The organism is Cohnella laeviribosi DSM 21336 (assembly GCF_000378425.1).
GTDB classification, from domain to species: domain Bacteria; phylum Bacillota; class Bacilli; order Paenibacillales; family Paenibacillaceae; genus Cohnella; species Cohnella laeviribosi.
In genome coordinates, this window is the sequence record NZ_KB899831.1 from 18,884 (window position 1) to 32,593 (window position 13,710).

Consider the following 13,710-nt stretch of genomic DNA (forward strand, 5'->3'; position numbering starts at 1 on the left):
ATGTTCGTTTTAATGGTTGACGGGCGAGGTCTTTCTACCTAGAATGAGGAAGGGCAACAAAGGATATGTACGAAATGGGCCCGGCCGACTCGGCGGGAATGTCCGCACGGCAGGTTGCGAAAAGGAACGTTCGCGTTTTTCCCGAATGCTTTTTGGCTGCCTTACGGAACCTAGAAGAGTCGAGTTTCGTTTTTTGGCCCGGTTATTTTCGGTTATCCCTGTAGCGGACGATATCAAGGAGGGAACGCTTTCGGATGGAAAAGTTTTTTAAGCTGAAGGAAAACGGGACCAACGTGCGCACGGAAATCATGGCGGGCATTACCACGTTCATGACGATGGCGTACATCCTCGCGGTCAATCCGGTCATCCTCGGAGCATCGGGACTGGACAGCTACAGCATTTTCCTTGCGACTGCGCTGGCCGCAGGCATTTTTACGATCGCAATGGGCCTCTTCGTCAATTTTCCCGTGGCGCTTGCGCCCGGAATGGGGCTTAATGCTTATTTCGCCACGACCGTCGTCGCCTCGCAAGCGACCGGCCATCCGATCACCCCTTCGATGGCGCTGGCGGCCGTCTTTATTTCGGGGATTATTTTCCTCATTCTGACGGTCACCCAAATCCGCCAAATGCTCGTCGTGGCCGTGCCGGACGGGCTCAAGCATGCGATTACGGTCGGGATCGGCCTGTTTATCGCCATCATCGGGCTCAAAAACAGCGGCGTGCTGACGATTTCGCTCGACGCGTTCGGTCGCGAGTTCCCTCAGGGCTCCTATACGGCGCTGGCGGGCAACGAGACGGTCATCCATCTGGGCGATTTGACGCAGCCGTCGGTATGGCTGACGATTGTCGGACTGTTCCTGATCGGCATTCTGATGGTGCTGAACGTGCGCGGAGCGATCTTGATCGGCATGCTGATTACGACCCTGATCGGCGCCATTCCGGGTGTAGACGTCGTAAACTTCGATTCGCTTAAGGGTCAAAACTGGGTGCCGGATTTCAGCAAGCTGAACTTCTTCGACTTCGATTTCGGGGATCTGCTGACGACCGGTCTGCTGTCGGCGATCGCCACGTTCACGTTCGTCGAGCTGTTCGACACGTTCGGCACGCTCGTCGGCACGGCGAACCGCGCCGGGTTCCTCAAGAACAAGGAAGAAGGCAACAAGCGCATCGGCAAAGCGATGCTGGTCGACTCGATTGCCGTCAGCGGCGGCGCGATTCTCGGCACGAGCACGATGACGGCCTATGTGGAAAGCTCCGCGGGCATCGCGGAAGGCGGCCGGACCGGCCTGACTTCGTCCACGACCGGCGTGCTGTTCCTCATCTCCCTGTTCCTTGCGCCGATCGCGCTGCTCGTTCCGACGCCGGCCACGAGCGCGGCGCTCATTATCGTGGGCGTGCTGATGATGCAGTCGGTCAAGGAAATCGACTTCTCCGACCTGGTCATCGGCATTCCGGCCTTCCTGACGGTCGCGCTCATGCCGTTCACGTACAACATCGCCAACGGCATTTCGTTCGGCATCGTTGCTTACGTGCTGCTGGCTTCCGTGTCGAGCTGGTTCGGCAAAAAGAAATACAGCGTGCATTGGCTGATGTGGATTCTGTTCGTTCTCGTCATCGCCCGCTACCTGTTCGTCGGTTCGGAATAATTCGGAATAATGAAGAGGCGGTACCAGCGGAATCGCGAATCCCGCATAAACAGAGGCTGTTCACGGCTTATGCCGTGGACAGCCTCTGTGCGTCTAAAAGGGAAAGCCAGCGTCAAGCGAAGCGGAACCAGGCGATCCGAACGCCTTCGCTCAGTTCCAAAACGATGTCCTTGCGTCCGCGAAGCGGGGAGACCGCGCAGGGACAAATTGAAGAAAAGGGTTGCGTCCGCCGGAAATCTTGCTTCAAAATAAGTTCAATCGCAAGCTCACATGCGCTTTGCGGGTGCTGCGGCCGGGGGAGGGGAACGTTTTGAAGGGCTTGTTTATGCGGTTTAACGACATGAAGCTGCGCAACAAAATGGTGTTATCCTACATGCTGTTTTTCATTCTGCCGGTCATCATCGTCGGCTTTTTTATCGTACGAGAGTACCGCGAGTCCGCGCTCGACAAGGCGATCGAACAGACGGAGAGTGCGGTGGAACGGGTGAAAAACCGGACGGACGAAACGTTGCAGGTGGCGATCAATCTGTCAAGCAGGCTCATGCTCGACCAGACGATGCAGCAGATCGCGACGACGCATTACGCCAATACAAGCGATGTCGTGGAAGCTTACCGGGATTACAACACGTTCAGGACCTACCTCGAATTCAATCCGGAAATCCACCAGATCAAACTGCTTGTCGAGAACCCTACCCTGCTCAACAACTGGGAGTTTTTCCCCGCCGGTCCGGAGAAAACGCATACATTCTGGTATGAGGCCGCGCTAAAGCACAGCGGTTTGATCGGCTGGTATTATTTCACGGACGAAACCCGGACGCCAAGCAGCCTGCTGAGTCTGGTCCGCAGCGTTTATTTCCAGGAGAGCAAGTCCTTCGGGGTGCTTGTGATCGACTTGAATACCGATTACTTGAATTCGGTGCTGAAGCAGGAAAATTCCGAGACGCTGCTGACGGACGAGAACGGATACGTGGTCGCCTCCAACCGCCCGAACCTGACCGGCCGGCTGCTCAAAGATACGCGGCTTGGTCCCGACATCGGGCAGAAGAAGCCCGGCACTTACGAAATGAGGGTCGACGGCGTGAGGTCCAAGGTGATCATCGACCGGCTTTTGCCGGACAAGAGCTTTACCAGCCTGAACGTCATCACGATCTATTCGATCGACAGCATCGTGCACGAAGCGAACCGGATCAGCGTCCTCGGCATGAAGATCATCGCCGTCTTCGTCGTGCTGTCGGTTCTGCTCATCTACTTCATCTGCACGGTTTTGACGAACCGGCTGCTTAAATTCAGCCGCCAGATCAGCAAAGTGTCGACGGGGAACTTCAATGCGGTGCTGACCGTGGACGGGAAAGACGAGATCGGCCAGATTTCGCGGCAGTTCAACCAGATGGTCGCAAACATCAAAGAGCTGATGGAGGAGGTCACGCTTTCCCATCGCCGCGCCAGCGAGCTGGAGCGCAAGCAAAACGAGATCAAGTTGAAAATGCTGGCCAGCCAGATCCATCCGCATTTTCTCTACAACGCGTTGGAATCGATCCGCATGAAAGCGCATATCAACGGGCAAAAAGAAATCTCCCAAGCGGTCAAGATGCTCGGCAAGCTGCTGCGCAAAAACCTGGAACTGACCGGACAAGCGATCCCCCTGAGAGACGAGATCGAGCTCAGCCGCTGCTATCTGGAGATTCAAAAATTCCGTCACGAGGACCGGCTGGACTACGAGCTGGATATCGATCCGGCCGTCTTGAACGTAAAGCTGCCCCCGCTGTTGATTCAGCCCCTGGTCGAAAACTCGGTGGTTCACGGCCTGGAGGGCAGTTCCGGCGGCGGCATAGTGAAGGTCAGCGCCCGAAGGGCGGACGGGGAGCTTCGCGTTTGCGTCGAAGACAACGGGATCGGCATTGCTCCCGACAAGCTGGAGCAAATCCGGCAGTCGTTCGCGGAGCAGGAAGCCGAGCGGATCGGGCTATACAACGTCCATCAAAGGCTGCTGCTGACGTACGGCGAAGCTTCCGGCCTGCGGATCGAGAGCGGACATCGGACGGGAACCCGAATCGAATTCCGGATTCCGTTGGAGGGATAATCGAATGTACAGAGTATTGATCGTGGACGACGAGCCGTTGATCCGGGAAGGACTGCGGACGATCGTCAACTGGGAGGAGCACGGGTTCGTCGTGGCGGGAAGCGCCTCGGACGGTCTGGAGGGGCTCCAAAAGACGGAGAAGCTTGCGCCCGATCTGGTTATCGTCGATGTCCGGATGCCGGGCATGGACGGGCTGAACCTGATTCGCGCCGTCCGGGAACGGTCCCGGCCCAAGCCGCATTTTCTCATTCTGAGCGGGCATGCGGATTTCGAATACGCGCGAAGGGCGCTGGAGATGAAGGCGGAAGGCTACCTGCTGAAGCCGGTCGACGAGGACGAGCTGACCGAGCATCTGGCGAAGATGAAAAGCATTCTGGACGAGGAAAGCCGGAAGGAAAAAGTGCCGCCAGCCGAATGGAGCGGGGAACGGATCGTTGCGTCCCTGCTGGCCGGCGACTTCGGCTCGGTGCCCGAGGAAGCGGTCGCCGGCGCGGGGCTTGACGGCGATTCATTCGAGGTGGTGCTGATCAAGCCGCAGAGCAGGGAGGAGATCGACGGAGCGACAACCGCCCGCGTCAAGCGCAAGCTGTCGGAAACCTACGAGCCGGCGGGCAGGGGCGTCGTCTTTTCCATGGACCCGTATTTGGGCATCGTGCTGAAAAACAGCGCGGGCGATCCGGGAGCGCTCGACGCGGCTTGCCGGGCCATCGCGCGGGCCTGCGCGGATAGCGGCCTGGATTTTACCGCCGTCAGCGGAGGAGCCGTCGCCCGGCTGGACGAGCTGGAACGCTCCTACCGCAACGCCCGTGAGAGGATGAAGAGCCGGTTTGCGCTCGAAGGGGGCAAGGTGCATGTCTGGGAACCGCCGGCGTCCGAAGGGCATGCCGGGGGCGGCGCGGCCGGCGGCGGCAAGGAGGCGCCCGATCTGAACGCCGCGGGCGAAAAGCTGCTGCTTGCGCTGGATATCGGGAACGCGGACACGGCGGCCGAGCTGATCCGGGGTACGGGCGAGGCGATGCTTGAGGCCGGAATGACCGAGCAGGAGATCAAGGCGGGATTCGCGCAAATGCTGACGATGGCGCTGGGCAAGCTGGCGCAGAACCGGCCGGAGCTTAAGGAGAAAGTGCAGGCCTATTCCTCCGCGGTGCCGGACATCTACGCCGAATACCGGTTTTCCGGTCTGATCGGGCGGCTGACCGCACTGGCCCGCGAGATGGCGGAGCCGTTCCGCGGCTGCGGGGGCGACAAGCAGGTCCAGCGGATGATCGAGCTCATCCGGCGGAACTATTCCGAAAATCTGAAGCTGGAATCGCTGGCGGAAGTGTTCAATTACAACAGCTCGTACCTCGGCAAGCTGTTCAAACAGACGACGGGCGTTTCTTTCAACACGTATCTGGATCAGGTCCGCATCGAGAAGGCGAAGGAACTGCTGGCCGACGGAATGAAAGTGTATCAGGTCGCGGAACGGGTCGGCTATGCCAATGTCGATTATTTTCACGGCAAATTCCGCAAATACGTGGGCGTCTCGCCCTCCGAATACCGTAAGCGCCTCCACTAATTTTGATATGAATTTATGCCGGATCCTTCGGGTAGAGCGGAGGGTCCGGTTTTTTTATCATGGAGGCATACAGCAGGGAGGGGTTTCATGAAAGCGATGTCAAGCGCGGCCGTTCCAAGCGGCGGCATGCCGCCCGAGGGGCGAGCGCCGAAATTCTGGAAAACCGCTTACCGCAACCGGTACTTGTATTTGATGACGCTTCCGTTCGTCGCCTGGGTGTTCGTCTTCAGCTACTATCCGCTCTGGGGATGGCTGATGGCGTTTCAAAGCTTCAAGCCGGGAAAGCCGCTATTCGAGCAGAAATGGGTCGGGTTCGATCAGTTCAAAACGCTGTTCCAGGACGACCTGTTTTACCAGGTTCTGCGCAACACGCTGGCCATGAGCGTGATGGGGCTGATCGCCGCCTTTACGGTTCCGATCGTATTCGCCTTGTTGCTTAACGAAGTCCGCAACATGTTTTTCAAACGGTTCGTGCAAACGGTATCCTATCTGCCGCACTTCGTGTCCTGGGCCGTTGCCGCCAGCATCGTCACCCGGATGCTCGCCACCGACAACGGGGTCGTAAACGATATTTTGATGGGGCTCGGCCTCATCGACAAACCGATCCAGTTTATGGCGAACGGCCATTTCTTCTGGGGCATCGTCACGCTTTCCGACGTCTGGAAGGAAACCGGCTGGAACGCGATCATCTATCTGGCGGCGATGACGGGCATCAGCGGCGAATTGTACGAAGCGGCCAAGGTCGACGGCGCCAGCCGTCTGCGGCAAATCTGGCACATTACGCTGCCCGGCATCCGTTCCACGATCATCGTGCTGATGATTTTGTCGATCGGCCATCTGGTCAGCATCGGGTTCGAGAAGCAGTTCCTGCTCGGCAACAATCTCGTGCTCGACTATTCGCAGGTGCTCGACCTGTATTCGCTGCAATACGGGCTGCAAATGAACCGCTATTCCTTCGGCGTCGCGGTGAACATTTTCAACTCGGTCGTCAGTCTGATTCTGCTGTTCGTCGCGAACGGCCTGTTCAAGCGCATGACGAAAGAAAGCATTATGTAACCCATCATGGCATGCATCATGCGAGGAGGTACCCCGTTGGCAACCCAAACCTGGCGCAAAAGCGTTTCCTGGGCGGATCGGCTGCTTGACCTGTTCATCACCGTCATTCTGGCCGCCGTCGCGATCGTGACGATCTATCCGTTCCTGAACGTGCTCGCGCTTTCCTTAAACGATTCGACGGACAGCGTGCGGGGAGGCATCACGATTATCCCCCGCGAGTTCACCCTGGAAAATTACAAGCTCATCTTCTCCTTCGGCGGGCTTGTGACCGGCTTTAAAATTTCGGTGCTGAGAACGGTCGTCGGCACGTTGCTGGGCCTGATCAGCTCCTCCATGCTGGCCTATGCGCTCGCCCGTCCCGACTTCCAGGGACGCCGGTTCGTATCCGTCTATTTGGCCATCACGATGTACGTGTCGGCAGGGCTGATTCCCGTTTATCTGCTGATCAAGGATCTGCATCTGATGGGGACGTTCGCCGTTTATATTCTGCCGGGGCTCGTCAGCGCGTTCAACGTGTTCGTGATCCGCTCCTTTATCGACGGGCTTCCGTACGCTCTGCAGGAATCGGCGAAGATCGACGGGGCGAACGATTTTACGATCTACTGGCGCATCGTGCTGCCGATGACGACGCCCGCGCTGGCGACAATCGCGCTGTTCATCGCGGTCGGCCAGTGGAATTCCTGGTTCGACACGTATTTGTACAACGCGACCAGCCCGCATCTGACGACGCTGCAGTACGAGCTGACCAAAGTGCTGCAGAGCACGACGGCCGGCAACGGCGGGGACTACCGCACCACCAACATGACGCAAGTGCTGTCGACCGTCTCCCCCGAATCGGTCAAAATGGCGATCACGATGGTCGTCACCGTGCCGATCCTGCTCGTGTATCCGTTTCTCCAGCGGTATTTTGTCAAAGGCATGACGCTCGGCGCCGTAAAGGGCTGACGCCTGGGCAGACATCCGGTATAGACAGGGCGACCTGTTATACAATACATTTGCTGAACCAACAGGAGGGGTACAAACATGGCAGTCAAGAAAAAATGGCCGGCCGTGCTGTTGACTGCGGCGCTTTCGGTCGGCTTGCTGGCGGGCTGCGGCGAAAGCGGCGGCGGCAACGCCGGTCCGTCGGGCTCCGGCTCCGCGGAAGCGGGTTCGGGGGCATCGGACGATTTGAAGCCGATTACATTCACCTTTTACAGCGAGGACCCGAATCCGAACTGGACCAACATGCAGGATGAGATCGGCAAAGTCATTACGGAAAAGACCGGCGTTACCCTGAATGCGGAATTTGCGGTCGGCGACCCGGTGCAGAAATCCGCGCTGATCGCATCCAGCGGCAAATATCCGGACATCATCAGCGCCAAAAACAGCATCAACAAATTCGTCGACGCGGGCGCCGTCATCGACTTGACGGAGCTGATCGACCAGCACGCCCCGAACATCAAGAAGCTGTTCGGAGACCAGATGAACCGTCTCCGCTACAGCAACGACGATCCTTCCATCTACGTCATCCCGACGTACGACGGCGTAGGCAATACGATTTTCGAAGCGGGCGGCGGCTTCTCGCTGCAGCATCGCGTCGTCAAGGAGCTGGGCTATCCGAAAATCCGCACGGTCCAGGATTTTGAAAACGCTATTAAGCAATATCTCGCCAAGCATCCGACGGATGAGAACGGAAACAAAAACATCGGCGTGTCGCTGAACGCGGACGACTGGCACATGTACATCTCCGTGACGAACCCGGCCTTCTTCGCCACGGGCGCGCCGGATGACGGCGAATATTACATCGACATGAACACCTACGAAGCAACGTATCATTACCTCCGTCCGGAGGAGAAGGAATACTTCCGCTGGCTCAACCATATGAACGCGGAAGGCCTGCTCGATCCCGACAGCTTCGTGCAGAAATACGACCAGTACAAAGCGAAAATCGCCTCCGGCCGCGTGCTCGGGCTGATCGACCAGCTGTGGGATTACGCCGACGGAGAGAAAGCGCTGAAAGCCGAAGGCAAGTTCGAATATACGTACGGCCATTATCCGGTTACGTTAAACGAAAACTACAAGGACACGTCTTTTTGGCCGACGGGCTTCCTAGCCGGCTACGGAATCGCGATTTCCAAGACGAACCCGGACCCGGTGCGCACGATCAAATTCCTGGATTACCTCGCTTCCGACGAAGGGCAAGTGCTGCTGAACTGGGGCATCAAGGATAAGCACTATACGGTGGACGCAAACGGCAAGCGCTCGATGATCAAGGAAGTGAACGACCGCCGCGTCAACGACGCCACCAATTTCCAGAAGGAGACCGGCATCGGCAACTACAATACGATCGGTCCGCACTACGGCGACGGCGTCAAGGACCCGAGCGGCAACTATTACACGCTGAGGTTTCCCGAACAGCTCGTGGAAGGCTACAGCGACGTGGAGAAGGAAGTGCTTAAGGCGTACGGGGCCACGACCTGGAAAGACCTGTTCCCGAAGGAGAGCGAATTCAAAGTCAAGCCGTGGGGCGCGGCCTGGAACATTCCGGTGCCGAGCGACAACGAGCTGACGGTGCTGGACGAGAAGCTGAAAACGATCACCTGGAAAATGATTCCGAAAGCGGTTCTGGCGAAGCCGGAAGAATTCGACCGGGTGTGGGACGATTACTTGCAGCAGCTCGAAAAAGCGGGCGTTCATAAGGCCGAGGAGCTGAGAACGCAGCTGGTGAAAGACCGCGTCAAGCTGTGGAGCGAATAACGCACGCCACGGACCGGCGCGGCGGCGGACAGGGCCCGTCATGGGGCCTTGTCCGTTTTTTGTTTTTTCTCCTGCCTTCTCTTGCTCCAAAATCCGAACATTTATATTTTCATGTAACATTAGCGTTCGTCTTTCGTTTGACAATCGGCCGCCATTACAGTAAACTTAGAACCGTAAAACCGCAATTTTGCTCGTATATCTTCGGGAATATGGCCCGATCGTCTCTACCCGGAAACCGTAAATTTTCGGACTACGAGCCAACTGGACGGCAGGTGGAATGCCGCTATCGGTCTGCGACAACATTCGACCGGGCGGTGTTGCGCCTTAGCGACGTCCTGTTGGCTGCTGGCCGAAAGGGCCGGTTTCGCGAGAGAAGATGGGCTTGACGGGGAATGCTTACCACATGGACCCGTCGCCCTTTTTGTATGTTTGGGAACGATCACCGGTCGGCCGGGAAAGGGTGGAATCATGTCCGCACTCGTCGGAGTCATCATGGGAAGCACGTCGGACTGGGAAACGATGAAAAAAGCGTGCGACGTGCTCGATGAACTGGGCATTGCCTACGAGAAAAAAGTCGTCTCGGCGCACCGCACGCCGGATCTGATGTTCGAATACGCCGCATCCGCCGCGTCCCGGGGGCTTAAGGTCATCATCGCGGGAGCGGGCGGCGCGGCTCATCTGCCGGGCATGGTCGCGGCCAAAACCGTCCTGCCCGTCATCGGGGTGCCCGTCAAGTCGCAAGCCTTGAACGGGCTTGATTCGTTGCTGTCGATCGTGCAGATGCCGGGGGGCGTTCCGGTGGCGACCGTCGCCATCGGCGCGGCCGGGGCGACGAACGCCGGGCTGTTGGCCGCCCAGATCATCGGGGCGTTCGACCCGGACGTTCAGCGGCGCGTTGAGGCACGCCGCGAGCGAATTACGCAGGAAGTGCTGGCGAATGGAGAACTGCCATGAACGAAGAGAACAAACTGGAACGCCTGTTTGACGGAGGGCTTGTCTGCGGCGCGGACGGCTGCGGTCCGATCGGCGGGGAAGCGGAAGGCGCGAAGGACGGCGTGACGGACGGCGCCAACGCCCTGCCGGGCGCGGCAGGCGCGCTTGCCGGCGCATCGGGCGCGGACCGCGCCCGCCGCGTCATTCCGCCCGGCGCGACCATCGGCGTGCTCGGCGGCGGGCAGCTCGGCCGGATGCTGGCGCATGCCGGCAGCCGGATGGGCTACCGGTTCGTGACGCTCGATCCGACGCCGGATTCGCCTTGCGGCCAGACGGCGGAGCAGATCGTCGCCGGCTACGCGGACCGCGAGGCGGCGCGCGAGCTGGCGCGCCGCGCGGACGTCATCACGTACGAGTTCGAAAACGTCGACGCGGGCGTAGCCGCGATGCTGGAGGCCGAATCGTACGTGCCCCAGGGCAGCGCGCTGCTGCACACGACGCAGCACCGGCTGCGGGAGAAGCGCGCCGTCGAGGCGGCGGGCGCGCGGGTTGCGCCTTACGCGGCGATCGCTTCGCTTGCGGAGCTGAAAGCGGCGGCGGCCAGGCTGGGCCTGCCGGCGGTGCTGAAGACGGCGACCGGAGGCTACGACGGCAAAGGCCAGTGGGTGCTGCGCGGCGAGGCGGACCTGGAGCCGGCCTGGCTGGAAGCGGAGCGCGCCGGAACGGAGCTGGTGCTCGAGAAGTTCATCGACTTCGCGATGGAAATTTCGGTGATCGCCGCGCGGCGGCCATCGGGCGAGGTGCGGACGTTTCCGCCGGCGGAGAACGTGCACGTGAACAACATTTTGCATCTGTCGATCGTGCCCGCCCGCATCGGGGAAGACGTGCGCCGCGAGGCGGAGCGGCTCGCGGTGTCGATTGCCGAGACGCTCGGCGTCGTCGGCCTGATCGCCGTCGAGATGTTTGTGGCGAAGGACGGCACGATTTATGTGAACGAGCTGGCGCCAAGGCCGCACAATTCCGGCCATTATACGATCGAAGCCTGCCGCACGTCCCAGTTCGAGCAGCACATCCGCGCCATCTGCGATCTGCCGCTTGGGGATACCGCCCTGCTGACGCCGGTCGTCATGGCGAATATTCTCGGCGAGCATGTCGCGCCGCTTCTCGAATGGATGCGGGAGCGCGACCCGGCGGCGGAACGGCTGGGCGTGGAGCCGAAGGTGCATTTGTACGGCAAGGCCGATGCCAAACCGAAGCGCAAAATGGGACACGTCAATGTGCTTGCCCCGGATGTCGGCGCGGCGCTTGAGTGGATAAGCCAATCGAAAATATGGAGGGTCTGATACAGCATGATCGATCGTTACAGCCGCCCGGAGATGCGGGCCATCTGGACGGAAGAGAACAAATTCCGGGCATGGCTCGAGGTGGAGCTGGCCGCCTGCGAAGCCTGGGCGGAGCTTGGGCACATTCCCAAGGAGGACGTAGTCAAGCTTAGGCAAAACGCCAAGTTCGACATCAAGCGCATCTATGAAATCGAGGAGGAGACGCGCCACGACGTCATCGCCTTTACCCGCGCGGTATCCGAAAGCCTCGGACCGGAACGGAAGTGGGTGCATTACGGGCTGACTTCGACGGATGTCGTCGACACGGCGCTCGGCTACCTGCTGAAGCAGGCGAACGCCATCCTGGAGCGGGATCTTGTCGCGTTTATCGAGATTTTGCGCAGCCAGGCGATCAAATACAAGCATACCCCGATGATGGGGCGCACTCACGGCGTGCACGCGGAGCCGACGACGTTCGGCCTGAAGCTGGCGCTGTGGCACGAGGAAATGAAGCGCAATCTGGAGCGGTTCCGCAGGGCGGCGGACGGCGTCCAATTCGGCAAGCTGTCCGGAGCCGTCGGCACCTACGCCAACATCGACCCGTTCGTAGAGCAGTACGTATGCCAAAAGCTGGGTATCAAGCCCGCGCCGATTTCCACGCAGACGCTGCAGCGCGACCGGCATGCCGAATACATGGCGACGCTGGCGCTGATCGCCACGTCCATCGACAAGTTCGCCACGGAGATTCGCGGCCTGCAAAAAAGCGAGTTCCGCGAAGTCGAGGAACCGTTCGCCAAAGGCCAGAAGGGCTCGTCGGCGATGCCGCACAAGCGCAACCCGATCGGCTGCGAGAACATGAGCGGCCTGGCGCGCGTCATCCGCGGCCACATGCTGTCCGCATACGAGAACGTGCCGCTGTGGCACGAGCGCGACATTTCGCACTCCTCGGTCGAGCGGATCATTCTCCCGGACGCGACCATGCTGCTGAATTACATGTTGAACCGGTTCGGCAATATCGTGAAAAACCTGACGGTGTTCCCGGAAAACATGAAGCGGAACATGCGCAGAACGTACAACGTGCCGTTTTCCGGACGCGTCATGACCAAGCTGATCGACAAAGGCTTAAGCCGCGAACAGGCCTACGACACGGTGCAGCCGCGCGCGATGCAGGCTTGGGAGGAGCAGCGCGATTTCCGCGAGATTGTATCTTCCACGCCGGAAATTACGAGCCTTTTGTCCCCGGAAGAAATCGCCGACTGCTTCGATCCGAGCTGGCATCTGAAGCATGTGGACACGATTTTTGAACGCCTTGGACTGAATTGAAAACCCGCTTGGATATCGCCGGTTAACGGCCGTTCGGGCCGTTGGCCGGACAACCCGACCGATTATATATCGGGGGGTGGAAGGAGGCCGCCATGTCGACAGAAGCTTTGACTACCGCAGCCGGGCTCGTGAACGCCCCGCTCATCCACAAAGGCAAGGTTCGGGAGCTGTACGATCTGGGCGAGCACCTGCTCATCGTCGTCACCGACCGCATTTCCGCGTTCGACTATGTGCTCGAGCCCGCCGTGCCGGACAAGGGCCGGGTGCTGAACGAGCTTAGCGCCCACTGGTTCCGGCTCACCGAGAGCATCCAGCCGAACCACGTCGTGCATACCGATGCAAGCCGGCTCGGCGGCGTCATCCGCGATCCGGACAAGCTGCAGGGCCGCATCATGGTCGCCCGCAAGGCGCAGCGGATCGACATCGAGTGCGTCGTGCGCGGCTACATCACCGGCGGCGGCTGGCGGCAGTACCGGGCCGCCGGCGAAGTGAACGGCATCAAGCTGCCCGAAGGCCTGCGCAAAAACGCCAAGCTCGAGCAGCCTGTCTTCACGCCCGCAGGCAAAAACGACGTCGGCCACGACGAGGACATCCCGTTCGGGGAAATGGCCCGCCGCATCGGCAAGGAGCTCGCGGAAAGCCTTCGCGACCGCAGCCTCCGGCTGTACGAATTCGGCCGCGATTATTGCGCTAAGCACGGCATTATTTTGGCCGATTGCAAATTCGAGTTCGGCCTGATCGACGGGCAAGTCGTTCTGATCGACGAACTGTTCACCCCGGATTCCTCGCGCTTCTGGGCGCAGGAGAAATACGCGCTCGACATCGAGATCGACAGCATGGACAAGGAGCCGGTACGGACCTATCTGGCCCGTTCGGATTGGGACAAAAACAGCCCGCCGCCGCCGCTGCCGGACGAAGTGGTGAACGCGACATCCGAGCGCTACCGGGATATTTTCCGCCGATTGACCCAATCGTAAACGTAAATCCCGCCAATCTCACGGAATCTCGCTTCATCGCGCGGATTCGCCAAGGCTTGCGGCCATTATTTTTTTC

At 59.6% G+C, this 13,710-nt stretch carries 10 protein-coding genes and 1 riboswitch; all 10 genes read left to right on the plus strand.

Annotated features, from left to right (window positions below):
* Positions 1–254: 254 nt before the first annotated feature.
* The 10 genes from F560_RS0114905 (at position 255) to F560_RS0114950 (ending at position 13,634) form a co-directional block, all read left to right on the plus strand.
* The gene (locus tag F560_RS0114905) at positions 255–1,646 is read left to right on the plus strand and encodes an NCS2 family permease (protein ID WP_019006547.1); all 1,392 of its coding nucleotides are present in this window, start codon (positions 255–257) and stop codon (positions 1,644–1,646) included.
* A 310-nt stretch (positions 1,647–1,956) separates the two neighbouring features.
* Positions 1,957–3,726 (plus strand): sensor histidine kinase, encoded by a 1,770-nt coding sequence (locus F560_RS0114910; protein WP_026298310.1) that lies wholly within the window; start codon positions 1,957–1,959, stop codon positions 3,724–3,726.
* A gap of 4 nt (positions 3,727–3,730) precedes the next feature.
* A complete protein-coding gene (locus F560_RS0114915; protein ID WP_019006549.1) occupies positions 3,731–5,284 on the plus strand; it encodes a response regulator transcription factor in 1,554 nt (517 codons plus the stop codon).
* A gap of 126 nt (positions 5,285–5,410) precedes the next feature.
* Positions 5,411–6,340, plus strand: coding sequence for an ABC transporter permease (locus F560_RS0114920; RefSeq protein ID WP_051088345.1), 930 nt, complete (start codon positions 5,411–5,413; stop codon positions 6,338–6,340).
* Positions 6,341–6,358: 18 nt separating this feature from the next.
* On the plus strand, positions 6,359–7,285 hold the full coding sequence (locus F560_RS0114925; protein ID WP_425393286.1) for a carbohydrate ABC transporter permease: 927 nt from the start codon (positions 6,359–6,361) through the stop codon (positions 7,283–7,285).
* A gap of 78 nt (positions 7,286–7,363) precedes the next feature.
* On the plus strand, positions 7,364–9,079 hold the full coding sequence (locus tag F560_RS0114930; RefSeq protein ID WP_019006552.1) for an ABC transporter substrate-binding protein: 1,716 nt from the start codon (positions 7,364–7,366) through the stop codon (positions 9,077–9,079).
* Between the two features lie 171 nt (positions 9,080–9,250).
* Positions 9,251–9,352, plus strand: a riboswitch (purine riboswitch).
* A 195-nt stretch (positions 9,353–9,547) separates the two neighbouring features.
* The gene (gene purE / locus F560_RS0114935) at positions 9,548–10,033 is read left to right on the plus strand and encodes a 5-(carboxyamino)imidazole ribonucleotide mutase (protein ID WP_019006553.1); all 486 of its coding nucleotides are present in this window, start codon (positions 9,548–9,550) and stop codon (positions 10,031–10,033) included.
* On the plus strand, positions 10,030–11,355 hold the full coding sequence (purK, locus tag F560_RS0114940) for a 5-(carboxyamino)imidazole ribonucleotide synthase (protein WP_019006554.1): 1,326 nt from the start codon (positions 10,030–10,032) through the stop codon (positions 11,353–11,355). Before purE ends, purK begins: the two co-directional genes overlap by 4 nt.
* A 6-nt stretch (positions 11,356–11,361) precedes the next feature.
* Positions 11,362–12,657 carry an adenylosuccinate lyase gene (gene purB / locus F560_RS0114945; protein ID WP_019006555.1) on the plus strand — a complete coding sequence of 432 codons (1,296 nt, stop codon included), beginning with the start codon at positions 11,362–11,364 and terminating at the stop codon, positions 12,655–12,657.
* A 92-nt stretch (positions 12,658–12,749) separates the two neighbouring features.
* Positions 12,750–13,634, plus strand: coding sequence for a phosphoribosylaminoimidazolesuccinocarboxamide synthase (locus F560_RS0114950; protein WP_019006556.1), 885 nt, complete (start codon positions 12,750–12,752; stop codon positions 13,632–13,634).
* Positions 13,635–13,710 lie beyond the last annotated feature (76 nt).